Here is a 26,833-nt window from a genome sequence, read left to right as displayed (position 1 = left end):
CTCCCGGCGATTGGCGGCGGCCGTCAGGGACAGAAACCTTCCGGTTGAGGGCTGGAAAGGTTACTTTGTCACCGGTTGGTTGACCGGCGTCCACTCGGGGCTCATCTCGGGGTAGGGCCTGCGGCGTCGGATGGCCGCGTCCGTCCACGCCGAGGAGGCCCCTGTGTCCAGGCATGCCCAATTCCGCCCACCCAGCTCGCCGACCGGGCGGCACGAGGTCCGTCCGATGCCGATCGGTGGCGCAAAGCTCCGCCGCCGTACGACGGCTGCCGTCCTGCTGGGCGGCCTGCTCGCCGGCTCCGCGCTCAGCCCGGCAGCCGCCGCCCCGGGGCCCGGTCTCGACTTTCAGCAGACGCCGGTCGAGGCGCTGCGGCAGCCGTCGAGCGGGTCCGACATCGCCGACGTGGCGATCGCGCCGCCCGGCGAAGGGCTGGTGACCAGCCGGCAGGACAGCCCGGTCGCTCCCGGCGTGAACTACACCGCCTTCGAGCGGCTCGACGCCCGCGGCTGGCTCCGCGGCGACATCCTCGTCGCCGACCTCGACCGCAAGGGCGTCACCGTCGACTACGTGAACACCGGGAAGGTCTCCGGCGGCCAGCCGCTCAGCCAGCAGCTCGCCCGCAAGGGCGCGATCGCCGGGGTCAACGGCGACTTCTTCGACATCAACGACACCACCGCACCTCTCGGCGTCGGCATCGAGCGCAGTGACAACGGCGGTCGTCTGGTCAACGCCCCCTCGGCCGGCCACAACGACACCGCCGTGATCAGCAAGGACGGCCTCGGCCGGATCGCCCAGGTGTTTCTCCAAGGAACCGCGACCGACGACAACGCCACCAAGCTCAACCTGACGAACCTCAACTCACCCGGCGTCAGCGCGAACGGCATCGGCCTCTACACCCCCGAGTGGGGCGAGGCAGCCCGGACCAGGACCGTCGACGGAGTACCGGCGGTCCGTGAGGTCATCCTCCGCGACGGCGTGGTCGTCTCCTCGAGCACCACCCCCGGTACTACGCCCCTGGCCGCGGGCGAGCTGGCCTTGATCGGTCGCGACTCGGGTGCCACCGCGCTGACCGCCTTCGAGACCGGCGAAAAGGTCGAGGTGCAGTACGGTCCGAGCGCCGACGCCCTGGACGCCGCCGTCGCGATCAGCGGGAACGTGCAACTGGCTCGCGACGGGCAGGTGCCGGCGGACGTACCGGATGCTGACCTTGCGCCGCGGACCGCGGTCGGGTTCACCGAGAACGGCCGGCGGATGGTGCTGCTGACAGTCGACGGCCGGGCGACCGGCTCGCGCGGGCTGACCCTGAAGGAGATGGGGCAGCTGATGGTCAGCCTCGGCGCCGACGATGTCCTGAACCTCGACGGTGGCGGCTCCTCCACGATGCTCGCGCGGTCGCCGGGCGAAGCCGCGCCCGGCATCGTCAACCACCCCTCCGACGGCGGCGAGCGACTCGTCCCGAACGGCCTGGGACTCCTTCCTGTGAAGGGATCAGGCAAGCTCACCGGCTTCCAGATCGAAGCTGCCGGTACTGCGGCCGAAGACGCCGACGCCGATCTCTCCAAGAGCGCCCGAGTCCTCGCCGGCCTCACCCGTGTCCTGAGCGCTCGCGGCCACGACGAGACCTACGCGCCGGCCGCCGGTACGCCGTACTGGTTCGCGGGCAGCAATGCGACGGTGAGCAGCAAGGGCGTCGTCACGGGGCGTCGGGCAGGCGATGTGACCGTCACGGCTCTGAAGGGCGTGGCCCGAGGCCGCTTCCCGATGACAGTCCTCGGTACGCCGATCCGCCTGGCACCCTCGACCCGTCAGGTGTCGTTGCCGGACGCAACCTCCAGCGGCTTCTTCACCGTCAACGGCTTCGACAGCGACGGCTTCTCCACCTGGATCGAACCGCAGGACGTCAAACTCAGCTACGACAGCAACCTCGTCGCAATAGTTGCTCGCGGCAATGGGTTCGACGTGAAGGCAGTGGGCACCGATGCCGTGTCGACCGTCGTGACGGCAAAGGTCGGATCGCTGACCACGCAGCTCAGTGTCACCGCCGGATTGACCAGCCAGGTCGTGGATGAGCTCGACGACATCGCCCGCTGGCAGGCGAACGCAGTACCGGCCGGGGCCGCGACGGCGTCCAGGTCGGTTGCCGAGGGCCACGATGGCGGTCAGGCGATCGCGCTGGACTACTCGCTGACCGGCAGCACCGCCACGCGGGCGGCGTACCTGGCGCAGACTCCGCAGCAGACGCTGCCCGGGCAGCCGCAGAAGCTCGGCGCCTGGGTGTACGGCGATGGCAAGGGCGCCTGGTTGCGGGCGAACGCGTACGACGGGGCCGGCGGCGCGGCGCAGACGCTCAACCTCGCGGCGGCTGTCGACTGGACCGGCTGGAAGTACGTCGAGGCGAACATCCCGCCCGGGCTGACGATGCCGCTGCGGTTCTGGCGGATCTACGTGGTCGAGACGGTACCGACCCGGCAGTACTCCGGCCGGATCGTGATCGACGACCTGACCGTGCGCAGCGCTCCGCCGCTGACGATGGCGCCGCCGGCCAAGGTGATCGACCCGATGGTGGTCACCGACGGCACCGCGACAGGCGGCAAGCGGTGGAAGTTCGCGGTGATGTCGGACGCGCAGTTCACCGCCGACGCTCCCGAGTCGGACATCGTCCGGCAGGCCCGCCGGACCATCCGTGAGGCGCTCGCGCAGAACCCCGAGTTCCTGGTGATCAACGGTGACTTCGTCGATCGCGCGTTCGCGAAGGACATCGCGCTGGCCAAGCAGATCCTCGACGAGGAGGTCGCCGGCAAGGTGCCGGTGCACTACGTGCCGGGCAACCACGAGAGCTACGGACCGGGCGACCTGTCCGAGTGGACGAAGGTGTTCGGCGCTCCGACCAGCACGTTCGACCACAAGGGCACGCGGTTCATCCTGCGCGACTCCTCGCTGGGATCGTTGCGGGCCGGCGGGTTCGCGCAGATCCTCGACCTCAAGCAGCAGCTCGACGACGCCCGGGCGAACCGGTCGATCCGCAACGTGGTGGTGATGGCGCACCACCCGATCGACGACCCGTCACCGACGCAGAACTCGCAACTCGGTGATCGCAAGGAAGCGGAGCTGCTGGTCCGCTGGCTCGCGGACTTCCGGGCGTCGACGGGCAAGGGTGCGGCGTACATGGCTGCTCACGCCGGTACGTTCGCAGCGACCCGGACCGACGGCGTACTGCTGCCACTGACCGGCAACTCGGGCAAGGGCCCTGCGGCCGCTCCGGACGCCGGTGGCTTCACCGGCTGGGCTCTGGTCGGCATCGACCCCGACACGCAAGAGGCTGCCGCCGCTGAGCGCCATTGGTCGGCCCCTGAGCGCTCCTGGTTCCAGGTCGAGCTGCGGCCACACGTAGACGCCCTGGAGCTGACAGCACCGACTGAGCTCAAGCAGGGCACGAGTGCCCCGGCTGCGGCGACCGTAGTACAGGACAACCGCCGAGTGCCGGTCTCGTTCCCGGTCTCAGCTGACTGGTTCGGCTCGTCCCTCCTACACATCGGACCGACCCGTACTGCGCCCTTCTGGGCCGTAGCCGCCTTCGACCCAACCACCGGCCTCATCACCGCACTGCGCCCCGGCACAGTCCAACTAGGCATCACCGTCAACAACACCACCAAGACCACCCCGGTGCAGATCACCTGGTAGACGTAGTCGTCAGCCGCCCTCACACAACGGGGGCGGCTGACGTTCAACGGGCATGAAGCGGATTGTTGAACCCAAGGTTCTGTACTTCGGTACGCCGGTTGTCCTGATCAGTTCCCGCAACGCGGACGGGAGCACCAATCTCGGGCCGATGTCGTCGGCCTGGTGGCTCGATCGCTCGGCGATGCTCGGGATGTCGGTCGGGTCGCAGACCGTGCAGAACCTGATGGAGCGGCCCGAGTGCATTCTCAACCTGGTCGAGCCGGCCATGGTCGCCGCGCTCGACCGGATCGCGTTGCTGACCGGATCGCGGCAGATGTCCGATGCCAAGCGGGCGCGCGGCTACCGCTACGAGCCAGACAAGTTCGCGGCAGCCGGGCTGACCAGGTCGCCCGGCACTCTGGTCGATGTGGACGCCATCGAGGAGAGCCCGATCAACCTCGAGGGCAGGATCGAGGCGATCCATCGGATCGGCGGTTCGGACTCGAACCTGCGCGCCCTGGAGATGACGGTGCAGCGCGTGCACGTCCGCGACGATCTGCTGATGAACGACGACCGCTACATCGACCCGTTGCGCTGGGACCCACTGATCATGAAGTTCACCGAGTACTTCGCGGGCGGCGTGCCGGCGTACGAGTCGTCGCTGGCCCGTGGCTGGCAGATGCCGCCGATGCAGGCCGGGGCACTATCGTCTGGGGAATGACTGAGGTGAGGCGGCCGGAGCGGCTGCGTGCAGGGGATCGGGTCGCAGTGGTCGCGCCGGCGGGGCCGCTCGACCCGGAGCGGCTCGAGCTGGGGACGAAGTACCTGAGGGACTGGGACATCGACGTCGAGGTGATGCCGTCCGCGCTGGCTCGCGACGAGCGGCTGCCCTACCTCGCCGGGGACGACCGGGCTCGCGCTGCCGACTTCCGGGCCGCCTGGCTGGACCCGTCGGTCAAGGCCGTCTTCGCCGGCCGCGGCGGGTACGGCGTCCAGCGGATGCTGCAGCATCTCGAGCTGGCGGAGCTCGTTGCCGTCGACAAGATCCTGGTCGGCTTCAGCGACATCACCGCGTTGCACGAGGTCTTCAACGCCCAGGGCCTGGTCACGCTGCACAGCCCGATGGCGGCCGGAATCGGGCAACTCCGCGTTCAGGAGACCCACGATCGGCTGCGCGACCTGCTGTTCCAGCCTGAGTCGGTGCAGGACCTGCTCGCTCCGACCGGCGCCCGGACCGTGGTCGCCGGTACGACGGAAGGCCGCCTGCTCGGGGGCAACGTCGCCCTGCTGGCGGCGAGCATCGGTACGCCGACCTTTGCCAAGCCGGCCGGCATCGTGCTGCTGGAGGACGTCGGCGAGGAGGGCTACCGCGTCGACCGGCTGCTCACCCAGCTGCTCAGGTCCGGCTGGTTCGACGAGGTGACTGGCCTGGTGGTTGGTGACTTCAGTATCGACAGCGAACGCGAGTTGGTGGCCGATGTGATCCGCGAACGCCTGGAGCCGCTCGGGGTGCCGATGGTCGAGGGAGCCGCGATCGGCCACGAGGACCTCAACCTCGCCGTACCGCTCGGCCTTCCGGTTCGCCTCGACGCCTCGGCCGGCACCTTGACGCCTCTCCTGACACCGCTCAGCTAGCGCTCAGGTGCTCAGGTGCTCGGCCAGGAAGGCGAAGGCCTTCGGGTAGGCGTCGAGCCGGTTGACGCGCTTCGCCAGCCCGTGACCCTCGTCGGCGTACACCAGCAGCTCACACGGGACGTCTCGCTTGGCCAGTGCGTCGACGATCTGCTCTGCCTCTGACAACGGCACCCGCGGATCGTTGGCGCCGTGGATCACGAACAGCGGCGCCCGGATGTCGTCCACCCGGTTGAGCGGACTCGCTTCCTCCAGGAACTCACGGTCCTCGGCCAGTACGCCGTACTCGCGCTCCCGCGCCACCCGCCGGTACGCCGAAGTGTTCTCCAGGAACGTCACGAGCGAGGCGATCCCGACGACGTCCACGCCGGCCGCCCACCGCTCGGGCTGGAACGCGAGTCCGGCGAGCACCATGTAACCGCCGTACGAGCCGCCGAACAGCGCAGTACGTTCCGGGTCGACGCCGATCGACGGCAGCCAGTCGTGGATCGCCGCCAGGTCCTTCACCGAGTCGAGCCGCAGGTGCTTGTCGTCCAGCGAGTACCACCGCTTCCCGTACGCCGCTGAGCCGCGCACGTTGGGCACGATCACCGTGTGGCCCTCAGCCGCGAGTGCGGTGACCACCGGGTTCCAGACGCGCATCGCCATCGCTTCCGGCCCACCGTGGACCCAGACCACGGCCGAGCCGTCCCCACCACCGGTCGGGCGGTACACGAACACAGGGACCTGCTCGCCGTCGAAGGAGGTGACCCGGTGGCTCTCCGGATGCGTGAGCCCTTCCGGCAGCGCAGGCCCCGCCGGGCTCTCGACAGCGACGACCTCACCGGTCTCCCGCGTGTACCTGAACACTGACAGCGGATCGACCGGCGAACTGTGGTTGAGCAGCGCGTAGCTGCCATCGGACGACCACAGGGGATCCGGGGCCACCATCAGTCGGGCCGCGCAACCACCGCTCGGCAGCTCGAGTTGTGCGACGAAGGCAGCGTCCGCGAGCTTGTGCAGCGCCATGGTGACGACGCCGTCGTCAGTGGTGCCGACCAGCAGGTGTTCGCCGTCAGGGCAGACCCAACCGGCCAGGTCGTGCTTCTCGTCGACCATGAGATCGGTCCAGGTCGCAGTACCGAGGTCGTAGCGGCGCAGGGCGAGCCGGTCGCGTCCTTGGTCGCTGGCAACGACGAACCCGGACGAGTCAGGCAGCCACGAGGGCCCTTCCTGGTAGGTCAGTTCGTCGTACGCCGTGAGCTCGGTGATGGCCTGGACAGCCGTGTCGACCAGGAGGAGCTGCACCGAGTTGCCCGGGCCGCCGGCCAGGGTGATGACCACCCAGCGCTCGTCGGGCGAGACGTGGGCCGAGTTCAGGTAGCCGCCGCCGTCGTACAGGACTGTCTCGGCGCCAGTGGCCAGGTCGAGCCTGACCAGGTCGAAGTCCACCTGGTTGCGGCGGTTGGTGGTGAAGAAGACCTTGCCGGGCTTGGCATCCACGAGGTGGTGGAAGTAGTCCAGGTCATGGACGAGTGGCGACAGGGCGGGAAGCCCGTCCGGTCCACTGGTGTCGTCGAGGTCCAGCAAGGAGAGCTGGCCTCTCTCGTCGCCGCCACTGTCGTGCTCGACGACTACCTGGCGACTGTCCGGGATGAACCGTGCAGAGCGAGCTGTGTCGTCCAGTGCGGTCAGTGCTCGCCAGGTGCCGTCCGCAGCCACCGCATGGATCTGCCGGACACCGCTGCCGTCGTACCCGACGAGCAGGTCACCCTCTGGGTCGACATCGAAGGCCATCACGGTCGGCAGCGAGAGCAGAGTCGTCAGCACCTCACAATCCTCACACGCACAAGGTTCCCCAGGCCTCGGCGTCCGTGTTGCAGCTCCATGCAAAGTAGCTGTGGGGGCAGGCTGGATGCCTGCCCCCACACTTCGGAGCTACCGGTCGCCGTGCCAGGAGTGCCAGAGGGCTGCGTACGGCCCTTCGGCGCCGACGAGTTCGTCGTGGCCGCCCAGCTCGACGATGCGGCCGTCCTCGACCACCGCGATGACGTCCGCGTCGTGCGCGGTGTGCAGCCGGTGGGCGATTGCGACCACAGTCCGGCCTTCCAGTACTCCGGCCAGCGACCTCTCCAGGTGCCGGGCCGCTCGCGGGTCCATCAGGGACGTCGCCTCGTCCAGGACCAGCGTGTGCGGGTCGGCCAGCACCAGCCGGGCCAGTGCGACCTGCTGCGCCTGTGCCGGGGTCAGCGAGACTCCACCGGACCCGACCTCGGTGTCCAGGCCGTGCTCGAACCCGGCCACCCACGCGTGCGCGTCCACTGCCCGCAGGGCGGTCCAGAGCTCGGCATCGGAGGCGGTCGGCCGGGCCAGCCGCAGGTTGTCCCGGACACTGCCGACGAACACGTGGTGCTCCTGGTTCACCAAGGCCACATGGCTTCGCACCTGCTCGGCCGACATCTTGTCCAGCGCCGCGCCACCCAAGGTGATGTCACCGACCCGGGGTGAGTAGATGCCGGCCAGCAACCGGCCCAGCGTCGATTTCCCTGCCCCAGAAGGGCCTACGAGCGCGACGCGGGCTCCGGGCTCGACGGTCAGCGTGACGCCGTGCAGGACATCGCGCCCTTCCAGGTAGCCGAAGCGCACCTCGTCGGCCAGCACGGTCCGGCCGTCCGGCTCGTCCTGGTGACCGGCTTCCTCGGCCTCGATCTCCCGCACACCGACCAGTCGTGCCAGCGAGACTTGGGCAACCTGCAGTTCGTCGTACCAGCGGATCATCATGTTGACCGGCTCGACCAGCATCTGGATGTAGAGCGCGCCGGTGGTCAGCGCACCGACGGTGATGTGCCCCTCGATGGCCAGTCCGCCGCCGATCACCAGTACTGCGGCCAGTGCGACCGTGTGGGTCATGTTGATGACCGGGAACAGGATCATCCGCAGGTAGAGCGTGTAGCGCTCCCACGCGACCCACTGGCCGATCCTGGTGTCACCGAGCTTGATCCGGCGGTCGCCGAGCCGGTGCGACTCGACGGTCCGGCCGGCGTCGACCGTCTCGGCCAGCGCCGAGGCGACGGCCGCGTAGCCCGCTGCCTCCGACCGGTACGACGAGGGCGCGCGGCGGAAGTACCAGCGGCCTCCGATGATCAGGATCGGCGCGGCGATCACGATCGCCACGGCCAGCTCGGGTGCCGTGACGACCAAGGCGCTGATCAGGAGACCTGCCCAGATCACTGCGATGGTCAGCTGCGGCACCGCGTCTCGCATGGCGTGCGAGAGGCGGTCGACGTCCGTGGTGATCCGGGACAGCAGGTCACCCGTCCCGGCGCGCTCCAGCACACCAGGCGGCAGTGCGACCGCCCGGACCAGGAAGTCCTCACGGAGATCCGCGAGCATCTCCTCACCCAGCACGGCCCCGCGGAGCCGAGTGAGGCGAACGAAGACCGTCTGCACCGCAAGAGCGCAGACGAAGCCCAGTACGACGTACGGAAGGTCGACATCCGTCTTGCCGAGGGACAGCTTCTCCACGACGTTGCCGAGCAGCCAGGGCCCGACCATGCCGCTCAGTGCCGCCACCGCGTTGACCAGGGTCAGCCAGCCGAAGGCACGCCGGTGCCTGCGGAACAGAGTCTTCAGATAGGCCCTCACGGTCGCGGTGCCGGCCACCGGCAGGCGAGCCGCCTCCTGCGGGGCTGCCGGGTCGTACTCAGGGGGCTTCACAGCGACTCCTCGAGAGTTGGCTCGTCTTCACGGGTGACCACCGCGCGGTACCGCGGGTTGGTGTGCACCAGCTCGTGATGGGTGCCTACGGCATCGACCTGGCCGTCGGGCACGAACACCACGCGCTCGGCCCGGTCCAGCATCAGCGGGCTCGAGGTGAACACCACGGTGGTCCGGCCGGACCGGAGGAACCGCAGGCTGTCCGCGATCCGCGCCTCCGTGTGCGCGTCCACGGCACTCGTCGGCTCGTCCAGCACGAGCACCGCCGGGTCGACGTACAGCGAACGAGCCAGTGCGACGCGCTGCCGCTGTCCACCGGACAGGGACCGGCCGCGCTCGGTCAACACCGCTGCAGTGGCGTCAGTGCCGCCGTCGGGCAGCGACTGCCGCAGTACGTCGAGGATGTCGCCACACTGGGCCGCATCGAGAGCAGTCTCAACAGAGACGGCTCCACTCGCCGGTACGTCGAACAGCTCGCGCACGGTGCCCGAGAGGAGTACAGGGTCCTTGTCCTGCACGAGTACTGCGGTTCGCGCCGAGTCCAGCGGCAGGTCGTCCAGTGCGACGCCGCCCAGCAGGACAGACGGGTCGTCCGGGTCGGCCTCGGGGCTGTGGCCGCCGAGACGATCCGCGAGCTGACCGCCTTCGTCCGGGTTGCCACAGACCACGGCCGTGAAGCTTCCTGCCGGGACGGCCAAGCCGGACTTCGGGTCGATCAGGTCACCCTCGGGCACCTGGGCCGCCGACTGTCCCGCCGTGTCGTCCATCCGTTGCAGCGACAGCACGCGGGCAGCACGCCGCGCGGAGACCTTGGAGAAGATGAAGGCGCTCGCCGTCTCCTCGAACGTGTGCAGCGGCACCAGCATGAAGGTGATGAACCCGTACGTCGTGACGAGCTCGCCGACCCCGATCAGCCCGTCGTTGACCATGCCGACGCCCAGCCAGACGATCAGCACCAGGAACATCCCGAACAGCAGCACCTGGATGGCCGCGATCAGCGACCACATCCGCGCGCTGCGCACCGCGCTGGCGCGGTACTCCTGGGAGGCCACGCGGTAGCGGTCCAGGAAGAGCTGCTCGCCACCGATGCCGCGCAGTACGCGCAGACCGGCGACGGTGTCGGCTGCCAGCTCGGTCGCGCGGCCGCCCTTCGCCCGCTGGGCGTCGGCCCGGCGCTCGGCCGGACCCATCAGCGGCAGGATCGAGAACGCCAGGATCGGTACGGCGACGAGCACCACGAGCCCGAGACGCGGTTCGTAGAACAGCAGACCGATGACCACGGCGAAGCAGGTCAGCAGGGCGGCGGCGAACCGCCCGAGCACCTCGACGAACCAGCCGATCTTCTCCACGTCGCCACTGCTCACGGCGACCACCTCACCGGCGGCGATCCGGCGGGTCAGCAGCGAGCCGAGCTCAGCGGCCTTGCGGGACAGGAGTTGCTGAAGACGAGACGCCGTACTGATCCAGTTGGTGACGACGGCGCGGTGGAAGAAGGAGTCGGAGGCAGCCTTGATGGCGCCCATCAAGAGCAGCAGCAGGCCGGCCAGGAACAGTTTCGGCCAGGACTTGTCGATCACGGCCTGGACGGCCAGCCCGACCGCGACGGGCGCGGCGGCGATGCCGCCGAAGTACAGCAGTCCCCAGAACAGCGCGAGGGCCTGACCACGGAGCTGCTGGTGTTCGAGCCAGAGAATGAGTCGGAGACCGGACCGGGTGTCTGGTACACCCGGGTCGGCAAACGGAATGAGGCGCAGCGACATGACGTCCCAAAGAACTAGAGGGGTTTCGAGACACCTGACCAGGCGAATGCATCCAGCGTAGGCGGGGCCGCCGACAGTCCGTCAAACCGTTTTCAGCAGGTGGATCGGGGCCTGTTGGCGCCCGGTCAACGACCTCCTCGGAATCCGCTGAGCTCGTCCGTCAGCTCGGCCCGCAGGTGTTCGGCTTCCGGCTGACCGCGGTCTGTCCTCGTCGGGGTGATGGGACATCAACCGCAGCAGCCGGCGCTGGTCGGCCGGTAGGTGCCGGTGGGAGACGTTGAAGGCGAGCTCGACACCGCTCTCCAGCCGGCGGTCGCGATGACGTTCGTCGAGACGCTCGGCGTGGTCGGTCAGGGTCCAGCCCGAGGTACCGCGGATGTACCCGGCGACCAGCCCAAGGGCGAGCGGGAGGTATCCACACCGGCCGGCGATCCGGTCGGCCGCTCGCGCATCGCTGCCGGTCGGGACCTCCCGGAGTACCTGGGTCAAAAACGCGTGCGCCTCCGCCGGGCTGAAGACGTCCACCGCCACGTCGGTCGCACTGCGCAGACCGCTGAGTCTGCGCCCGGCTCGTCACGATCCCGACGCAACCAGGTGCCTCAGGCAACAAAGCCTCGACCTGCTGCTCGTCGGCCGCGTTGTCCAGCAGCACCAGAGCTTTCGTCGTAGTCACCTTGGCGCCGGGCAGCGTCGACGGCTTCCCGCAGTCTGCTCAGTTCGGCCTCCCGGCCGGGCCACCGTGGTTCGGCGGGCCAGTTCGGCCTCTGGCCGTTGACCAGGCCCGGTTGATCCGGTCGGTGATGCTCTCGTACGACGGGCTGCCGGCCCAGATCTTCAGCGCCCGCAGAGCTTCGACCACCTCGGGGACGTTGCCGATCTGGCCAGGATCCGGCGGATCCGTGAAAGCCCGCCCCGGGATAGACAGAATGTAACTGTCTGTCTTCGGTGGGTAGTCTAATGGTTGCGGGGTCAGCCCTCGACGAGGCCGGCTCTGGCCAGGGCCTTCAGCCGTCCGCGCAGGATCTTCTGCCGGCGCTCCTCGGTCGGGAACAGCTCGATGTACTCCGACCCCTTCGCCGCCAGCAGGTCGTCGTCCAGCCGCCGGACCGTGCCGGCCGGGAAGCGATGGGTCATCGCCGCCTGCACCGCCTGGCTGTCGATGCCTTGCAGCAGCTCGGTCAACTGCTCCTCGGTGGTGACGCCGAGCTGGGCGAGGATGCCGAGGATCCACGCGTAGTGGTTCGTCTTGGCGTGCGGAGCGTCGGGGTAGCGCCTGGTCAGGTAGGTGGTCAGCGTCGCCGTGGTGAGGTCCATCGGCTCCGCGTCGGGCTCGGCCGCGGCGAGCTCGCGGTACAGCTTGTCGATCTCGGCGAACTCGTTGTCCGCCAGCTCCATCAGCGCCGCCGCGAGCAGGAACCGCCGGTCGAACTCGGGTTTGCGGTCCGGCGGGATGTCCAGCTTGTACCGGATGTCGTGCTCGAACTCGGCCCACGCGTGCTGGACCGCCGTACGGACCTGGATCTCCATCGTCAGGTTCTTCAGTACGGCGTACTCGGGCAGCTCCCGGCGATGTGCGTTCAGCCGGACCAGGTAGTGCTTGCTCGCGTACCCGAAGGCGCCCTGTGCCCGCGTGTGGGCGCCCATGTCGGTGTGCTCGACGATCTCGAACTCCGACTCGATCACCTCGCAGACCCGGTCCACCGCCTCGACCAGGAAGGTGATGATCCGGGCCGCCACCAGGTCGGTGATCTGGTTCAGCGGATCGTCGTACTTGGGCTTGCTGGGGTCGTCCGGGTGCGGTTTGGTCGCCTTCGCCAGGAACGACTCGGGATCCTTGGCCCGCGCGGTCGCGCTGAGGTAGTTGATGCCTTCTTCCTCGCCGATCAGCTCGTTGATCAGCGATTCCAGCTTCCGCGCGCCGCCGACGTACTGCTGATGCGTCCGCTCGTACTGCGCAGCCGCCTGCACGGTCCAGTCCTGCAACTCAGCCCCGCCCATGCGCAGACCATAGTGCTCGCGGCGGCTTCCTAGGCTGCGCTACGACTGTCTAGTTCTTTCTAGTGTTTTTGCTAGACGAGCGCAGATCGTGACAGAGCGGCGACACGCGATCGGGTTGGCTAGCGAAATCTAAGGAAAACGCTAGACATCCTCATACAGTGAAATGCATGGATCCGATCCGGAATCCCTATGCGCCCGGCGCCGGCCAGCGCCCGCCCGAGCTGGCCGGTCGCGACACCGAGGTGCGGCAGTTCGAGGTGGTGCTCGAACGTGTCGCGGCGGGACGGCCGGAGCGGAGCCTGGTGCTGTCCGGCCTCCGCGGGGTCGGCAAGACGGTGCTGCTCAACACCCTGCGGAGTCAGGCGATCAAACGCGCCTGGGGTACCGGCAAGATCGAGGCCCGGCCGGACCAGAGCATCCGGCTGCCGATCGCCCAGGCGATGCACACCGCCATGCGGGAGCTCGGCCACCGGCATCGCGACGACGACCGCGTCGACGAGTTCAGCGCAGTACTGAAGGCTTTTGCGCTGCGGACCGCGCAGAACGATCGCAAGGGCATCCGCTGGCATCCCCCGGTCGACGTGGTCGCCGCGAAAGGCCGGGCCGACTCCGGCGACCTCGAGATGGACCTGATCGAGCTGTTCGCCGACGCGGCCGACCTGGCCGGCGACCTGTCCGTCGGCGTCGGACTGTTCATCGACGAGATGCAGGACATCAGCGCCGACGACCTGTCCGCACTGTGCGCCGCCTGCCACGAGATCAGCCAGCAGAGCGCCCCACTGGTCGTCGTCGGGGCCGGCCTGCCGCATCTGCCCGCAGTACTGTCCGCCAGCAAGTCGTACTCCGAGCGCCTCTTCCGCTACATCCGCGTCGACCGCCTGGCCCGCGAGGCCTGCGACCGTGCCCTGATGGTCCCGGCCGAGACCGAGGGCGTCGTCTTCGAGGAGGAAGCGCTCGACGAGCTCTACGCCCAGACAGACGGCTACCCGTACTTCGTCCAGGCCTTCGCCCACGCCACCTGGGACCACGCCCCGGCCAGCCCGATCACCATCAAGGACGTCGCCGTCGCCGCCCCCGAAGCCTCGGCCGAACTCACGGTGGGCTTCTTCGGATCGCGGTACGAGCGAGCGACCCCGGCCGAACGCGAGTACATGCGCGCGATGGCCGAGCTGGGCATCAACGCCGACGACGGCTCGGTCCCCACCGCCGAAGTCGCCACCACCCTGAACCGCAAACCCCAGTCCCTCTCCCCAGCCCGGGACGGCCTGATCAAAAAGGGCCTCGTCTTCTCCGCCGAACGCGGCACCGTGGCCTTCACCGTCCCCCACTTCGGCAAGTTCCTCCGAACCCGCACCTGACTCGTGAGTAGGTCAGTGCGGAACGTGATGGAAGATGCACTTTCGTGATGTAACGAAGAGTGGATAGGGTGGCTCGACATGACCACCCGGCGGACTGGATCGCGCAGCGGCACTCGTGCGCGCCGGGGTGGGCGGCACAGCCGGCGGAAGTCGTACAAGGCGCAGTGGTTCTCGGTCACCGCGCTGGCGGTGCTCGGGGTGGTGATGGTGGTGCATCCGGACGCCGGCCGGCAGACCAATCTCGCCGCGCAGTTCAGCGGGGCGTCGGTCGCGGTGGCCCCGCCGGAGCCGAAGGCGGTCGCCAAGCCGACCGAGATTCCGACGCCGACGGCAACGTTCACCAAGCCGTTGCGCCCGGCACCGACTCTGACCCGGCCGCCGAAGGGGTCCAAGCCGAACGTGATGGTTTCGACCGGGCGTCTCCAGGTCGTGCCCGGGTCGGCGAAGGCGACCGGAGTGCGGGACAAGCTGACCTACCGGGTGGAGATCGAGGAAGGGCTGTCGCTCAACGGGGCACTCGTCGCGGCGGCCATTCACAAGACGTTGACCGATCCGCGCGGCTGGCAGGCGTTGCAGCCGGTCAGCTTCGAGCGGACCGACAAGGTCGACGCCGACCTGCGGGTGATCGTGGCCACGCCGACGCTCACCGACAAGCTGTGTCTGCCGCTCGACACCGGCGGTGAGGTCTCCTGCCGGGTCGAGAACCGGGTGGTCCTCAACGCCAAGCGCTGGGTGTACGCCGTCCCCGCGTACGCCGGCAAGGTCGACCTCTACCGCAGCTACCTGGTCAACCACGAGGTAGGGCACGCGCTCGGCCACGGCCATTCCACCTGCCCCAAGCCGAACACGCCGGCTCCGGTGATGATGCAGCAGACCAAGGGCCTGGCCGGCTGCCTCCCCAACGCCTGGCCGACCATCAAAGCCACCTAGTTTCCCCCCACGCGTGAGAACCTGTCCGGAGACGGTCCGAGCGAGCGGGATGGTGTAGCGAATGTCGTCACAGGACTTCCCCACCTATGGCCGGGGTGACAACCCCGATGAGTCCCGCCCGGACGAGCACTACGCGAAACCTGCCCCGTACGGCGGCGGCACCTACGCCTCCGGCGGCCCGGGCGACCCGAGCCGGCCAGGCGCGTTCCTGGCCCCGCCACCCGAGACCCAGCCACAACCCGGCCAACCGCAACCCGGCCAACCGCAGTACGGGCAGCCGGGGCAGCCGCAGTACGGGCAGCAGCCGCAGTACGGCGAGCAGGTGCCGGTGGGGCACACCTACAACCAGCCACCCGCCTACCGCCCCGGTACGCCGTACGGTCCGCCCGCGAATCCCCAGCCGCACCAGTTGCCGACGTACGGGCGGGAGTCGGTGCGTGACCCACGCGCTGCGCGGGTTGTCCTGATCGCCACGATCATCGCCGGCATCTACGGTCTGCTGGTCATCTCCGTGCAGCGGGTCTCGTTGCGGGAGATCTCCCAGGCGCCCGGCTCGCCCCTGAACCACCCGCTCCGCACTGACGCCATCGACACCATCGGCCAGCTCCTGACCCTCGTGGTCGGCGCAGCCGCGCTGGCCATGTGGTTGCGCGACGTACTGAGCCGGCGCAAAGCCGGCCGCCAGCCGGATCGGGCAGAGCTCGCCGGACTCGGGCTGGTCGGCCTCTCCCTGATCCCGTTGCTGATCTGGTTCGTCATGGTGCTGACCACAGGCCTGGGCTCGATCGACGACTCGCTGCACCGCCTGCCCACGGCGTACGCGTGGGGCGGTCTGGGCCTGCTCATGTTGACGGCGGGGCTTGCCCTTGGGTACCGCGAGCTCAAGCCCGACGTGTCGAATCCCGTAGTACAGGCTCCCCCGAGCCGCCCACCCTGGGAGTGACCTTGCCCGTAGTACTGGTCCCCGGTCTCGGCCTTGGATCAGAGTCGTACGCGCCCACGGTGGAGCACCTGGATGCGCAGTACGAGGTGGTGACGCTGCCCGGGTACGGCGAACGCGTGCGGCGCGGCGATGACCTGCGGACCGAATCGCTGGCTGAGCGTGTTGCGGAGCGCCTGTCCGCTCCCTCCGTCCTGGTTGGTCATTCGGCGAGCTGCCAGATCGTGGTGGCGACCGCACTGGCGCGGCCGCAGTTGGTCAAGGGCCTACTGCTCATCGGCCCGACCGGAGACGTCGAGGCGTCAGGCTGGCCCACTCTCGCCGCTAGGTGGATACGCTCCGCAGTGTGGGAGTCACCGGCTTTGGTGCCACCCCTGGTTCCGCAGTACGCCAGGACCGGCCTCATCTCGATGGCGCGCGCTATGGAGGTCGCCCGACGCTATGACCTCGCTGCTGCGATCAGTCGGCTCGAGTGCCCGACAGTGGTCGTCCGGTGCAGGCATGACAGCCTGTGCCCGCCTGCCTGGGCGCAGCGAGTCGCTGACCTGGCGCACGGCGAGGCCTGGACCCTGCCGACCGGTGCACACATGCCGGTTCTGACCAACGGCTCGGAGCTTGTGACGTTCATCAAGCGGATAGCCGGTGTATACAACGGTCAGTAAGGCGTTATCGTTGACGAAGTAACAACCTCTGCGGGAGCTCGCACCGATGATGGCGGGCTGAGAGGGCGACGAGCTGTCACAGCCGGGTCGCCGACCGCCTGAACCTGACCGGGTAATGCCGGCGTAGGGAGCAGGTCATCATGACCACTACCGCTGCACGCACGTCGACCGCCACCGAGGCACCGCTCGTCCTCACCACGGACGCGCCCCGCACTCTCGGCTTCCTCGACCAGTTCACCCTCTGGGGCAATCTCGGCATCTCGCTGTTCGGTCCGGTGACCGGCGCGCTCGTCGCGGCGTACACGGGTTCGCTGGTGAAGGGCCTGATCGCGGTCGTCGTCGGCTGCGGGATCGGCGCGCTCGTGCTGGGTGGCGCCGCCGTCTTCGGTTCGCACACGGGCGCGCCGGCGATGGCCAGCCTGCGCGGGCTGTTCGGCCGCCGCGGCTCGATGGCGCCGACCGTGCTCAACATCGCGCAGAACATCGGCTGGGCGACGATGGAGATCATCGTGATCTCGCAGGCCGCCGTCGCGGTGACGAGCGAGCGCTGGCGCTGGCTGTTCGTCCTGATCGCCGGCCTGATCGCCACCACGATGGCCGTCCGCCCGCTGGGCAGCATCAAGGTGCTGCGCAAGTTCATGGTCTGGCTCGTCTTGCTCGCGTCGGTCTATCTCTTCATCCAGGTGCTCAGCAAGCCGGTCCACGACCTGCCGCAGGACGGTGTCTTCGGCTTCTGGCCCGGCGTCGACCTCGCCGCCGCCGGAGTCGTCTCGTTCGCTCCGCTGGCCGCCGACTACACCCGACACTCGCGCACCAACAAGGCCGCCTTCGCCGGCTCCGCCCTCGGCTACGGCCTCGCCGCGGTCCTGTACTACGCGCTGGGCGTGATCGCCGTCGCCACCTTGCAGACCAACAGCACCGACGTGATCACCGCGCTGGTCACCTTGCCGGCCGGCGCGATCGCGTTGTTCGTGCTGCTGGTGGACGAGGTCGACGAGGCCTACGCGAACGTGTACTCGACCACGATGGCCGCGCACAACCTGGTCGGGCACATCGACCGGCGCTGGATCTCGGTCGCGATCGGCGTGCTGGCCACCGGCCTCGCGCTGTTCGTTGACCTGGGCAACTACACCCAGTTCCTGTACCTGATCGGCTCGGTCTTCATCCCGTTGTTCGCGGTCGCGATCGCCGACTTCTTCGTGGTCAGCAAGATGCGCTGGGACGTCTCGGACACCGCCCGGTTCCGCTGGCAGCCCGCACTGGCCTGGGTCTTCGGCTTCGTCGCCTACCAACTCGTCAACCCCGGCACGGTCGAGGGCTGGTCGCCGTTCTGGCTCGACCTCCAGCAAACACTCTTCGACAACCAGCCGGTCCCCGGCTGGCTCGGCGCGACCTACACCTCGATCATCGTCTCGATGCTCGCAGCCATCGCCTTCGGCCGCCTCGGTCGCAAGGAAGCAGTTCAGCCCTAGCGGTACTCGGGGTTCTCGAAGTCGAAGCGGCAGCCGGCGTCCCACTCGGAGCGCTGGTTGCCGTGGGCAGGGACCCCACCGGCGTCCTTCAGCATCCTTGCCAGATGCAACAGATTCCAGGTCATGAAGGTCGTGTTCCGGTTGGTGAAGTCGTTCTGCGGCCCACCCGACCCCTCGTCCAGGTACGACGGGCCGGGGCCGGCCTCGCCGATCCAGCCGGCGTCGGCCTGCGGCGGGATCGTGTAGCCCAGGTGCTGCAGGCTGTAGAGCACGTTCATCGCGCAGTGCTTGACCCCGTCCTCGTTGCCGGTGATCACGCAGCCGCCGACCCGGCCGTAGTACGCGTACTGCCCGGCGGAGTTGAGGATCGACGAGTTCGCGTACAGCCGTTCGATCACCTTCTTGGTGACGGAACTGTTGTCACCGAGCCAGATAGGACCGGCGATCACCAGGATGTCGGCCGCCATCACCTGCTCCTGGATGGCCGGCCACTCGTCGCTCTCCCAGCCGTGCTCGGTCATGTCCGGCCAGACGCCGGTGGCGATGTCGTGGTCGATCGCGCGGATCACGTCGACCTCGACGCCCTGCTTGGCCAGGATGTTCCGGCTGACCTCGATCAGCCCGTCGGTGTTGCTGCGCTCGGGTGACCGCTTGAGGGTGCAGTTGATGAACAACGCCCGCAGGTCGTCGTACCGGGTGGCTGGCATCTGACGGCTCACTTTCTCGCTTCAACGGTGGTCAGCCTCAGTGTCCGGGCCGGGAGCTCGCCGGACGAGAGCCGCCGGATTACCGTTCGCCGACTTCCGGAATCGGTCCGGTCTCGAATCCGGGCGCGATACTGACAGTGACCTGGCGATGCCGGGATACTTGCGCAATGCTGAATTCCGCACTGCGCAGCCGCGCCGAGTACGAAGAACTCGGTCCTGAGGGGCTGGCCAGTCGCACCACGCCGGAACGTGACGCCGCCGTCGTCGAGGCGGTCGAGGAAATGCTGCAGGGCCGGGAGACCGTGCTCGACCTGTGCTGTGGCTACGGACGGATCAGCCTGCCGTTGCGCCGGGCGGGCAAGATCGTGCGGGGCCTGGACATCAGCCCGAGCCTGGTCAAGGCGGGCCAGGCCAAGGCGAAGGAAGAGGAACTGTCGATCGACTGGGCGATCGGGTCGATGACGGACCTGCCGTACAAGTCGGACTCGTTCGACGCGGTGATCTGCCTGTGGACCGCGTTCCACGAACTGTTCGCCGAGGACGAGCAACTGTCGGCGATCTGGGAGATCTCCCGGGTGCTGAAGCCGGGCGGGCTGGCCGTGATCGAGGGGCCGGTCTGGGGCCCGGCGACCGCGTCGGAGATCGCCAACGGGCTCCGGCAGGGCCCGGAGCACCGGATCGTGACGACCGAGCACTTCGGCACCAGCAGCGTCCACTTCATCCACGACGAGGCCAGCTACGGCCGCCTCTGCGCCGCCGCCGGTATCGAGGACTACAAGGTCTACAAGCGCGAATGGGGCGGCCGGCGGCGGCTGATCCTGGAAATCCACCAGCCAGGCAACGAATAGAAACAGCAGGTCCCCACTCCACATTGGGGACCTGCTGCTTTCCGGGGAGTATAAAAGGAATCGAGCGGCCTGCGGAAAAGTCAGGTTTTCGATTCAAGATTCAGCAGAAAACGTTTCGCCTCCAGGCCGCCGGCGTACCCGGTGAGCGCGCCGCTCGAGCCGACCACGCGATGGCAGGGAATCACCACACACAAAGGGTTTGCGCCCAGTGCGGTGCCGACCGCACGCGCTGCCTTCGGCCGGTCGATCTGCCCGGCGACCTGCCCGTACGTCGTCGTCTTGCCATAGCTGGTGTGGTCGGGAAGATCACTCAGCACGAGTCGCTGGAAAGGCGTTGCCAGCACCAGGTCGACCGGCAATTCAAACGCTTTTCGTTGACCAGTCAGGTATTCGTCCAATTGCCGCCGTACTTCGTCGAGTGCGGCCGGCTGGCGTAGTACCCGCGGAGAGATCGCCCGGGCCAGGCGATTCGTCATCGTCTCCTCGTCGCCGAAGGAGCTCGCCACCAGGCGGCCGCCCGCGGTGGCGAGCAGCAGAGTGCCGACGGGGGTGTCGTGCAGGACGTAGGAGACATCGGCGGCCGGCAGGACCGGCGGGCGGGCGCCTCCGGAGGTCAGCCGGCTCAGCCGGCCCTCGATATCAGGCACTGTGAGATCATTCATGGTCCACTCCGAGTTTGGTGCGCAAGGTCGCGAGCGCATCGCTGACGAGTCGGCGGGATGCGGCGGGCGTGGTGTCCAGAGCGGCGGCCACACCATGGTGGTCCAGGTCGCCGACATATTTGAGCGTGATGGCGACGCGTTGCCGTTCGGGCAGGTCCTTGACGGCCTGCCAGAGGTCCGGATCGGGCCACTCGGCGGCGTCGGGGCCGTCGACGGCGATCGGTGGTGCGTCGTCCAAGGGGGTCTGTGGTTTCCGGGATCGGTGCAGGTCGGTCGCGCACCGGGCCGTGATGGTGAGCAGCCAGCTGCGCAGGTTCCGTGCCGAGGTGAGCTTGGGATAGGCGGCGAAAGCCTTCTCCCAGGCCCGCTGAGCCACGTCGTCACCGTCAACCGGCCCAGCCAGCGCCCGGGCAAGCCTGGCGACGTCTCGCCAGTGCTCGTCCACCAACGCCTGGAACGGCGGCAGCTTGACCTTCTCCGAAAGCATCACGCCAGTAGAACGCACCCGCGGCCCAGGATGTGAGTCACCCGGTCGTTTCGAATGACGAGATTGTCTAGTTCTCCAGTGGACTTTGGTGAGAGAGTACTTGTCATGACGACGAATCTCCCGGTGCTGATCAGCAGTCTGCTGACGCGCCGTCGCGTCATCGACCAGATGCGCACCGCCAGCGCCACCTGTCGCTGATCCAGCGCACCACCGGTCGCTCGCCGACCGCCTGACGATCACCTCACGCCCGGCCTGAGCGCCGGCTGCTGCCATCCGCCCGGTCGCGGGTCTCGCCTGTCCGCTGCCGGTCGTCCCTGCCCCGTCCCGAGGGAGAGACATGTCCGTCCACGCGTTCACCCCTGCCCAGCTCGCCCGCCCCGAGCTCACCGTCGTACCCAATCCCACTGTCGAGCGTGCCGTCGACGCCGACATCTTCCGCTCGGTGTTCCGCCGGTACGCCGCCGGCGTCGTGGTGATCACCGCCGACGCGGGCAACGGCCCAGTCGGTTTCACCGCCACCTCACTGGTCTCCGTCAGCCTGTTGCCACCGCTGGTGTCGTTCTCGATCGGCACCACCGCGTCCAGCTGGCCGACCGTGCACAAGGCCACCAGCGTGGTGATCAACTTCCTCGACGCCGGCCAGCACGAGATCGCCGGGCGGTTCGCCACCAGCGGCGTCGACCGGTTCGCCGCACCGACCCGCTGGTCGCGGCTGCGAACCGGCGAACCCGTCCTGGACGACGCCCCGAGCTACCTGCGGGCGCTCGTCGAGCACCGCTTCGCCGTGGCCGATCACCACATCGTCGTGGCCCGGCTCGCCACTCATGCCGAACGCCGCGAGCACGAGCCGTTGCTGTACCACGACGGCCGCTACGCGACCACTGACCGGCCCTCCTGAACCCCTGTCTGGAAGAAGCTCATGTCCAAGAAACCCCTTGCAGTCCTAGTGCCCCGAGTCCGACGTTCTTTGACGTGGGCGACGCCCAGGCACGCACCTCGCGGCGTTGGAGAAGCAGCCACGATGAAACCCGCATCGAGGCAGCTTCTCCGCCTTGCGATGCACGCACCTGGACGCCGCCCACTGTCAAACAACGTCGGACTCGGGGCACTAGCCGTCCTGACCGCACTCACCCTGCTGTCCGGCTGCGGCGGTGACGCCCAGGCCGGTGGCGGGCCGAAGCTCGCGCTCGACGCCGCGCTGCCCACCGAAGTACCGGACGGCGCGAAGATCGTGGTCGGCGATCCGGCCACCCAGAAGGCCTTGGAGCTGTCCGGCCAGCTCGGCAAGGTCGCCAAGTTCGTCCAGTTCGCCAACCTCAGCGGTGGCCCGCAGACGACGGAGGCGTTCCGGGCCAAGGCGCTGGACGTCGGCTCGGTCGCCGAGATCCCACCGATCCACGCCACCTGGACCGGCCTGCGCGTGAAGATCGTCGCCTCGAAGTTCCGCCAGGATGCGATCAAGCACCCGATCTACGAGCTGGGCGTCGCGCCCGGAGTACAGGTGAAGTCGCTGGGTGACCTGCGCGGCAAGAAGATCGCGTACAGCCCGGGGCAGGCGCAGGGTGCGCTCGTCCTCAAGGTGCTGAAGAAGGCCGGGCTGACCAAGGACGACGTGAAGTTCGTCGAGTTGCCGAGCACCGGCGACGTCTACGCGAACGCGCTGGCCGCCAAGCAGGTCGAGGTCGCGCCGATCGGCGGTGTCCAGATCAAGAGGTACCTGGCGAAGTACGGCAAGGACGGCGCCACCACGATCCAGCACGGGCTGCGGGACGACGCCGGCCACCTCTACGTGTCGACCGAATCGCTCGAGGACGCCGGCAAGGCCGCCGCGATCAGGGCGTACGTCGCCGCCTGGGGAGTCGCCCAGCACTGGATCGACAAACACCCGAAGGAATGGATCCAGGGGTACTACGTGAAGGACCAGGGACTCACCGAGGCTGACGGCCAGTGGCTGGTCGAGAACGCTGGTCACCCCGACATCAGCGCTGACTGGAGCGACGCGATCAAGCGTCAGCAGGAGACGATCGAGTTGCTGGCCAAGGAGACCAACAACAAGGTGATCCAGGCCGCGGATCTCTACGACCTGCGGTTCCAGACCGTCGCCTCCGACGCGATCAAGGCGGCCGGCAAATGACGCAGCTGGCGACTCTTCCTGCCCTTCGCACCCAACGAGCCGTCCCGCAGCCTGTACGCCGCCGGCGCCGTCTCGGGCCGGGCAAGCAGTTGAGGTTCGGCGCCGCGATCGGCCCGGTGCTGTTGCTGATCGCCTGGTCGATCGGCTCCGCGACCGGCTGGCTCGATCCGCGCGTCCTGTCGGCGCCCTGGACGGTCGTCACCACGACCGGCGACCTGATCGCCGACGGCCGGCTGCAGTCGAACCTGCTGACCTCGGCCCAGCGCGCCTTCGCCGGTCTTGCCCTCGGCATCCTGCTCGGAACCGTCCTGGCGCTGTTGTCCGGCCTGAGCCGGCTCGGCGAGGCGATCCTGGACGGGCCGATCCAGATCAAACGGGCGATCCCGTCGCTCGCCCTGCTGCCGCTGCTGATTCTCTGGCTCGGCATCGGTGAGTCGATGAAGATCACCACGATCACGCTCGGCGTCTTCGTGCCGATCTACATCCACACCCACAACGGCCTGCGCACCATCGACAGCCGGTACGTCGAACTCGCCGAGACGGTCGGACTGTCCCGCTGGGAGTTCATCCGCCGGGTGGTACTCCCGGGCGCGCTGCCCGGATTCCTGCTCGGCCTGCGCTTCGCGGTGACGGCGGCCTGGCTGTCGCTCGTGGTCGTCGAGCAGATCAACTCGACCAGCGGTATCGGCTACATGATGGAGCTGGCCCGCACCTACGGACAGACCGACATCATCATCGTCGGCCTGGTCCTGTACGGCGCCCTCGGCCTGCTCTCCGACAGCGCCGTCCGGCTGATCCAGAGGAGGACGCTCGCATGGCGACGCACACTGGCGGACTGACGCTCGACAAGGCTGTCGAGGTCCGCGGGCTGACTCGCAGGTACGACGACCGGGCGGTGCTGGACAACCTGGATCTGAGCATCAAACCGGGCGAATTCGTTGCTCTGCTGGGGAAAAGCGGGTCTGGCAAGAGCACGTTGCTGCGCGCACTCGCCGGGTTGGACTACGACGTGGTTGGTGACGGCGAACTCGTCGTACCGGCGAATGTGTCCGTTGTCTTCCAGGATTCGCGATTGTTGCCCTGGGCCCGGGTTCTCGACAACGTAGTACTGGGGCTGCGTGGTGCCGAGGAGCGGGGGCGGGAGAGTCTGGCCGAGGTCGGGCTCGCCGGGCGGGAGAAGGCGTGGCCCAACGAGTTGTCCGGTGGTGAGCAGCAGCGGGTCGCGTTGGCGCGGTCGCTGGTTCGCGAGCCGGCGCTGCTGTTGGCGGATGAGCCTTTTGGGGCGCTCGATGCGCTGACCCGGTTGAAAATGCATGTCCTGTTGCGGAAACTCTGCGCCGCGCATCAACCGGCCGTACTGCTCGTCACCCATGACGTGGACGAGTCGATCGTGCTCGCCGACCGGGTGATCGTGCTGGACGCGGGCCGGATCGTCGCCGAGGAGGCGATCGATCTCGCCGAGCCGCGCAGCCCCGCCGATCCGCGGTTCGCCGCCGTCCGTTCCCGCCTTCTCGACGCCTTGGGAGTATCGCTGTGAGCCTGCACCTGAACGCCTTCTTGATGAGTACCGGCCATCACGAGGCCTCCTGGCGCCTGCCGGAGAGCAACCCGGTCGCGAACACCGACGTGACCCACTACCAGAACCTGGCCCGGATCGCGGAGCGTGGCAAGTTCGACTCGGTCTTCTTCGCGGACTCGCCGGTGCTGTTCGGCGACGTGGGCCGTCGGCCGGCCGGATCGCTGGAACCGACCGTGTTGCTCACTGCGATCGCGGCCGTCACGTCCCGGATCGGGCTGATCGCGACCGCCAGTACGACGTACAACGAGCCCTTCAACCTGGCGCGGCGGTTCGCGAGCGTGGATCACGTGAGTGGTGGGCGCGCCGGCTGGAACGTGGTCACCACGGCCGGTCCGGAAGCCGCGCGGAACTTCAACCTGGCTGATCAACCCGCGCATGCGGAGCGGTACGACCGGGCGGCCGAGTTCCTGGAGGTCGCCTACAAGCTGTGGGACTCGTGGGAGGACGACGCGACGCTTGCCGACAAGGAGTCCGGTGTTTGGGGCGACAGTGACAAGGTCCAGCCGATCGATCATGTGGGCAGGCACTTCCAGGTGCGCGGGCCGCTCAACCTGCCGCGCTCGCCGCAGGGCCATCCGCTGATCGTTCAGGCCGGATCGTCCGAGGACGGGAAGGGTCTGGCTGCTCGTTATGCCGAGGCCGTCTTCACCGCGCAACAGACGCTGGCGGACGCTCAGGCGTTCTACGCGGACCTGAAGGCTCGGGCGGCGGCTCTGGGGCGCGACCCTTCGACGGTGAAGATCCTGCCCGGGATCGTGCCGGTGATCGGCGGCACGGTCGAGGAGGCGTTGCGGCTGGAGCGCGAACTCGATGAGTTGATCAAGCCGGAGTACGCGCGGCAGCAGTTGGCCAGGACCTTGCGAGTGCGCCCGGAAGACCTGCCGCTGGACCAGCAGTTGCCGGCGGAGCTTCCGGACGAGGACGAGATCGAGGGTGCGAAGAGCCGCTACACGCTGATCGTCACGCTCGCTCGCCGCGAGAAGCTCACCGTCCGCGAACTGATCGGCCGCCTGGGTGGTGGCCGTGGGCATCGAACCTTCAGCGGTACGCCGGAACAGGTGGCCGACGCGATCCAGGAGTGGTACGAGGCCGGAGCCGCGGACGGCTTCAACATCATGCCGGCCGTGTTGCCGTCAGGCCTTGAGGCTTTCACCGACCACGTCGTACCGATCCTCCAGCAACGAGGTCTCTTCCGGACTGACTACACCGGAACAACGTTGCGTGACCACTACGGCCTGCCCCGGCCCACCGGCCGCACCAGAGCCCTGCAGGAGGCTGTCAGCTGAGCCGGACGACGAGCTTGCCCACCGCGTCGCCGTTCTCCATGATGCGGTGGGCTTCGGCGATCTCGTCGAGGCCGAAGACGCGATCGATCCGGATCGGGAGCTTGCCTGCGGCAATCAAGTCGACGTAGTGCTGGAACGCCTCGGCGGGCAGGTCGCTGCTCTCGCCGCCGTACGCCGTGAGCCGGACGCCGTTGGGGAGGTAGCCGATCGGGTAGAAGTCCGGGATCATCCAGGCGTCGCTCACCATGCCGGTGAAGCAGACCGTTCCGTGCACCGCCGTGGCTCGGAGGGTGTCGGGCAGGACGTTCGTGCCGACCAGCTCCAAGGCCGCGTTCACCCCCTCGGGAAGGATCTCGCGCACCTGGGCCGCGACGTTGCCGTCGTCAACCAATGGGTGGTCGACGCCGAGCTCCCGCAGCATGTCGAGCCGCTTCGGGTTGCGAGTCGTCGAGAACACCGTCAGGCCTTGCTCCTTGGCGAGTACGGCGGCCGCGACGCCGATGGACGACGTACCGCCGCGGACCAGCAGCGATTGGCCTGCCTGGATCGCGAGGCCCGTGTGGAGGGAGCCGTGTGCGGTCTGGAGCATCTCCGGCAGTGCGCCGAGGGTCGCCCAGTCGAGATCGGTCTTCACCGGCAGGACCGAGCTCACCGGGACGACCGTGTACTCGGCGTAGCCGCCGTCGAACTCCCGGCCCATCCCGCCCATCATCGCGACGACCTGCTGGCCGGGCTCGAACTCGCCACCCGGCGCGAGGTCCACGGTTCCGGTCGCCTCGATCCCGGGGATGACCGGGAACTTCGCGTTCGTCGCCAGTCCTGCCCTCAGGTGGTACTCCGAGCGGTTCAGCCCGAACGCCTCGACCTTGATCCGGACCCACCCGGGCCGCGGCTCCGGCCGATCGACCGTGCTGACCTTCAGTGATTCCGGCGGGCCGGGCTCGGCCAGGACAACTGCTCGCATCTGGGTCACCGGCCAAGTCTGGATGACGTGCCTTCGGACCGGAGTACTGGCCTGGTG

General features: G+C 68.4%; 24 protein-coding genes and 1 riboswitch. Of the genes, 14 read left to right on the top strand and 10 right to left on the bottom strand.

Going from position 1 to position 26,833, the window contains the following annotated elements; translation table 11 throughout:
- The first annotated feature begins 163 nt into the window (after positions 1–163).
- From AB0F51_RS09135 to AB0F51_RS09125, 3 genes are read left to right on the top strand one after another with little or no spacing between them, the layout of a single operon-like run.
- Complete coding sequence (locus AB0F51_RS09135) at positions 164–3,682, top strand: phosphodiester glycosidase family protein (protein WP_360276382.1); 3,519 nt, start codon at positions 164–166, stop codon at positions 3,680–3,682.
- A gap of 52 nt (positions 3,683–3,734) precedes the next feature.
- A complete protein-coding gene (locus tag AB0F51_RS09130) occupies positions 3,735–4,382 on the top strand; it encodes a flavin reductase family protein (RefSeq protein ID WP_360276380.1) in 648 nt (215 codons plus the stop codon).
- Positions 4,379–5,296, top strand: coding sequence for an LD-carboxypeptidase (locus AB0F51_RS09125; protein WP_360276377.1), 918 nt, complete (start codon positions 4,379–4,381; stop codon positions 5,294–5,296). Before AB0F51_RS09130 ends, AB0F51_RS09125 begins: the two co-directional genes overlap by 4 nt.
- 3 nt (positions 5,297–5,299) lie before the next feature.
- Here AB0F51_RS09125 and AB0F51_RS09120 read toward each other — a convergent pair whose 3' ends face one another.
- The 6 genes from AB0F51_RS09120 to AB0F51_RS09095 all read right to left on the bottom strand — a co-directional run bounded on the left by AB0F51_RS09120 (position 5,300) and on the right by AB0F51_RS09095 (position 12,747).
- A complete protein-coding gene (locus AB0F51_RS09120) occupies positions 5,300–7,102 on the bottom strand; it encodes a S9 family peptidase (protein ID WP_360276374.1) in 1,803 nt (600 codons plus the stop codon).
- A 108-nt stretch (positions 7,103–7,210) separates the two neighbouring features.
- Complete coding sequence (locus AB0F51_RS09115) at positions 7,211–8,989, bottom strand: ABC transporter ATP-binding protein (protein WP_360276371.1); 1,779 nt, start codon at positions 8,987–8,989, stop codon at positions 7,211–7,213.
- The gene (locus AB0F51_RS09110) at positions 8,986–10,749 is read right to left on the bottom strand and encodes an ABC transporter ATP-binding protein (RefSeq protein ID WP_360276368.1); all 1,764 of its coding nucleotides are present in this window, start codon (positions 10,747–10,749) and stop codon (positions 8,986–8,988) included. The genes AB0F51_RS09115 and AB0F51_RS09110 overlap by 4 nt, the downstream gene beginning before the upstream one ends.
- Before the next feature lie 81 nt (positions 10,750–10,830).
- Positions 10,831–11,280: a hypothetical protein gene (locus tag AB0F51_RS09105; protein ID WP_360276365.1), complete on the bottom strand. Its 450-nt coding sequence runs from the start codon at positions 11,278–11,280 to the stop codon at positions 10,831–10,833.
- A gap of 181 nt (positions 11,281–11,461) precedes the next feature.
- Positions 11,462–11,608 carry a hypothetical protein gene (locus AB0F51_RS09100; RefSeq protein WP_360276363.1) on the bottom strand — a complete coding sequence of 49 codons (147 nt, stop codon included), beginning with the start codon at positions 11,606–11,608 and terminating at the stop codon, positions 11,462–11,464.
- 110 nt (positions 11,609–11,718) lie between these two features.
- A complete protein-coding gene (locus tag AB0F51_RS09095; protein WP_360276360.1) occupies positions 11,719–12,747 on the bottom strand; it encodes a (p)ppGpp synthetase in 1,029 nt (342 codons plus the stop codon).
- 167 nt (positions 12,748–12,914) lie between these two features.
- Between AB0F51_RS09095 and AB0F51_RS09090 the strand changes: the two genes are divergently transcribed.
- The 5 genes from AB0F51_RS09090 (at position 12,915) to AB0F51_RS09070 (ending at position 18,109) form a co-directional block, all read left to right on the top strand.
- Positions 12,915–14,105 (top strand): ATP-binding protein, encoded by a 1,191-nt coding sequence (locus AB0F51_RS09090; protein ID WP_360276357.1) that lies wholly within the window; start codon positions 12,915–12,917, stop codon positions 14,103–14,105.
- A gap of 78 nt (positions 14,106–14,183) precedes the next feature.
- A complete protein-coding gene (locus AB0F51_RS09085; protein ID WP_360276354.1) occupies positions 14,184–15,035 on the top strand; it encodes a DUF3152 domain-containing protein in 852 nt (283 codons plus the stop codon).
- Between the two features lie 61 nt (positions 15,036–15,096).
- Entirely contained in the window at positions 15,097–15,978 is an 882-nt protein-coding gene (locus AB0F51_RS09080; RefSeq protein ID WP_360276351.1) for a hypothetical protein, read from the top strand.
- A complete protein-coding gene (locus tag AB0F51_RS09075) occupies positions 15,975–16,637 on the top strand; it encodes an alpha/beta hydrolase (RefSeq protein WP_360276349.1) in 663 nt (220 codons plus the stop codon). Before AB0F51_RS09080 ends, AB0F51_RS09075 begins: the two co-directional genes overlap by 4 nt.
- A gap of 20 nt (positions 16,638–16,657) precedes the next feature.
- Positions 16,658–16,784: riboswitch (TPP riboswitch) on the top strand.
- Complete coding sequence (locus tag AB0F51_RS09070) at positions 16,778–18,109, top strand: cytosine permease (RefSeq protein WP_360276346.1); 1,332 nt, start codon at positions 16,778–16,780, stop codon at positions 18,107–18,109. Its footprint overlaps the riboswitch before it by 7 nt.
- Here the strand turns inward: AB0F51_RS09070 and AB0F51_RS09065 are convergent.
- Positions 18,106–18,816, bottom strand: coding sequence for a flavodoxin family protein (locus tag AB0F51_RS09065; RefSeq protein ID WP_360276343.1), 711 nt, complete (start codon positions 18,814–18,816; stop codon positions 18,106–18,108). The genes AB0F51_RS09070 and AB0F51_RS09065 overlap by 4 nt on opposite strands.
- 167 nt (positions 18,817–18,983) lie before the next feature.
- On the opposite strand from AB0F51_RS09065, the gene AB0F51_RS09060 reads away from it, so the two are divergent.
- Complete coding sequence (locus AB0F51_RS09060) at positions 18,984–19,664, top strand: methyltransferase domain-containing protein (RefSeq protein ID WP_360276340.1); 681 nt, start codon at positions 18,984–18,986, stop codon at positions 19,662–19,664.
- A gap of 80 nt (positions 19,665–19,744) precedes the next feature.
- On the opposite strand, the gene AB0F51_RS09055 is transcribed toward AB0F51_RS09060, so the two are convergent.
- Both AB0F51_RS09055 and AB0F51_RS09050 read right to left on the bottom strand, forming a co-directional pair.
- Positions 19,745–20,326, bottom strand: a complete 582-nt coding sequence (locus tag AB0F51_RS09055) for a methylated-DNA--[protein]-cysteine S-methyltransferase (protein WP_360276338.1) — start codon at positions 20,324–20,326, stop codon at positions 19,745–19,747.
- The gene (locus AB0F51_RS09050) at positions 20,319–20,813 is read right to left on the bottom strand and encodes a sigma-70 family RNA polymerase sigma factor (RefSeq protein ID WP_360276335.1); all 495 of its coding nucleotides are present in this window, start codon (positions 20,811–20,813) and stop codon (positions 20,319–20,321) included. The genes AB0F51_RS09055 and AB0F51_RS09050 overlap by 8 nt, the downstream gene beginning before the upstream one ends.
- Positions 20,814–21,150: 337 nt before the next feature.
- Between AB0F51_RS09050 and AB0F51_RS09045 the strand changes: the two genes are divergently transcribed.
- The 5 genes from AB0F51_RS09045 to AB0F51_RS09025 all read left to right on the top strand — a co-directional run bounded on the left by AB0F51_RS09045 (position 21,151) and on the right by AB0F51_RS09025 (position 25,812).
- On the top strand, positions 21,151–21,711 hold the full coding sequence (locus tag AB0F51_RS09045) for a flavin reductase family protein (RefSeq protein ID WP_360276332.1): 561 nt from the start codon (positions 21,151–21,153) through the stop codon (positions 21,709–21,711).
- A gap of 123 nt (positions 21,712–21,834) precedes the next feature.
- Positions 21,835–22,947, top strand: a complete 1,113-nt coding sequence (locus AB0F51_RS09040; protein WP_360276330.1) for an ABC transporter substrate-binding protein — start codon at positions 21,835–21,837, stop codon at positions 22,945–22,947.
- Entirely contained in the window at positions 22,944–23,786 is an 843-nt protein-coding gene (locus AB0F51_RS09035; protein WP_360276327.1) for an ABC transporter permease, read from the top strand. The genes AB0F51_RS09040 and AB0F51_RS09035 overlap by 4 nt, the downstream gene beginning before the upstream one ends.
- Positions 23,762–24,484 carry an ABC transporter ATP-binding protein gene (locus AB0F51_RS09030; protein ID WP_360276324.1) on the top strand — a complete coding sequence of 241 codons (723 nt, stop codon included), beginning with the start codon at positions 23,762–23,764 and terminating at the stop codon, positions 24,482–24,484. Before AB0F51_RS09035 ends, AB0F51_RS09030 begins: the two co-directional genes overlap by 25 nt.
- On the top strand, positions 24,481–25,812 hold the full coding sequence (locus tag AB0F51_RS09025) for an LLM class flavin-dependent oxidoreductase (RefSeq protein WP_360276321.1): 1,332 nt from the start codon (positions 24,481–24,483) through the stop codon (positions 25,810–25,812). The genes AB0F51_RS09030 and AB0F51_RS09025 overlap by 4 nt, the downstream gene beginning before the upstream one ends.
- On the opposite strand, the gene AB0F51_RS09020 is transcribed toward AB0F51_RS09025, so the two are convergent.
- The gene (locus AB0F51_RS09020) at positions 25,805–26,776 is read right to left on the bottom strand and encodes a zinc-binding alcohol dehydrogenase family protein (RefSeq protein WP_360277258.1); all 972 of its coding nucleotides are present in this window, start codon (positions 26,774–26,776) and stop codon (positions 25,805–25,807) included. The two genes, AB0F51_RS09025 and AB0F51_RS09020, sit on opposite strands and share 8 nt — an antisense overlap.
- Between the last annotated feature and the right edge of the window lie 57 nt (positions 26,777–26,833).

This window comes from Kribbella sp. NPDC023855, from assembly GCF_040639475.1.
GTDB lineage: Bacteria > Actinomycetota > Actinomycetes > Propionibacteriales > Kribbellaceae > Kribbella.
The sequence above is the reverse complement of the archived record's forward strand: the minus strand, read 5'-3'. Positions and strand labels throughout refer to the sequence as shown.

Coding starts and splice junctions, on each gene's coding strand:
- AB0F51_RS09065 (WP_360276343.1), bottom strand. CDS start 18,816: ATGCCAGCCACCCGGTACGACGACCTGCGGGCGTTGTTCATCAACTGC.
- AB0F51_RS09070 (WP_360276346.1), top strand. CDS start 16,778: ATGACCACTACCGCTGCACGCACGTCGACCGCCACCGAGGCACCGCTC.
- AB0F51_RS09125 (WP_360276377.1), top strand. CDS start 4,379: ATGACTGAGGTGAGGCGGCCGGAGCGGCTGCGTGCAGGGGATCGGGTC.
- AB0F51_RS09090 (WP_360276357.1), top strand. CDS start 12,915: ATGGATCCGATCCGGAATCCCTATGCGCCCGGCGCCGGCCAGCGCCCG.
- AB0F51_RS09030 (WP_360276324.1), top strand. CDS start 23,762: ATGGCGACGCACACTGGCGGACTGACGCTCGACAAGGCTGTCGAGGTC.
- AB0F51_RS09080 (WP_360276351.1), top strand. CDS start 15,097: ATGTCGTCACAGGACTTCCCCACCTATGGCCGGGGTGACAACCCCGAT.
- AB0F51_RS09020 (WP_360277258.1), bottom strand. CDS start 26,776: ATGCGAGCAGTTGTCCTGGCCGAGCCCGGCCCGCCGGAATCACTGAAG.
- AB0F51_RS09095 (WP_360276360.1), bottom strand. CDS start 12,747: ATGGGCGGGGCTGAGTTGCAGGACTGGACCGTGCAGGCGGCTGCGCAG.
- AB0F51_RS09035 (WP_360276327.1), top strand. CDS start 22,944: ATGACGCAGCTGGCGACTCTTCCTGCCCTTCGCACCCAACGAGCCGTC.
- AB0F51_RS09050 (WP_360276335.1), bottom strand. CDS start 20,813: ATGCTTTCGGAGAAGGTCAAGCTGCCGCCGTTCCAGGCGTTGGTGGAC.
- AB0F51_RS09085 (WP_360276354.1), top strand. CDS start 14,184: ATGACCACCCGGCGGACTGGATCGCGCAGCGGCACTCGTGCGCGCCGG.
- AB0F51_RS09055 (WP_360276338.1), bottom strand. CDS start 20,326: ATGAATGATCTCACAGTGCCTGATATCGAGGGCCGGCTGAGCCGGCTG.
- AB0F51_RS09040 (WP_360276330.1), top strand. CDS start 21,835: ATGAAACCCGCATCGAGGCAGCTTCTCCGCCTTGCGATGCACGCACCT.
- AB0F51_RS09110 (WP_360276368.1), bottom strand. CDS start 10,749: ATGTCGCTGCGCCTCATTCCGTTTGCCGACCCGGGTGTACCAGACACC.
- AB0F51_RS09045 (WP_360276332.1), top strand. CDS start 21,151: ATGTCCGTCCACGCGTTCACCCCTGCCCAGCTCGCCCGCCCCGAGCTC.
- AB0F51_RS09060 (WP_360276340.1), top strand. CDS start 18,984: ATGCTGAATTCCGCACTGCGCAGCCGCGCCGAGTACGAAGAACTCGGT.
- AB0F51_RS09130 (WP_360276380.1), top strand. CDS start 3,735: ATGAAGCGGATTGTTGAACCCAAGGTTCTGTACTTCGGTACGCCGGTT.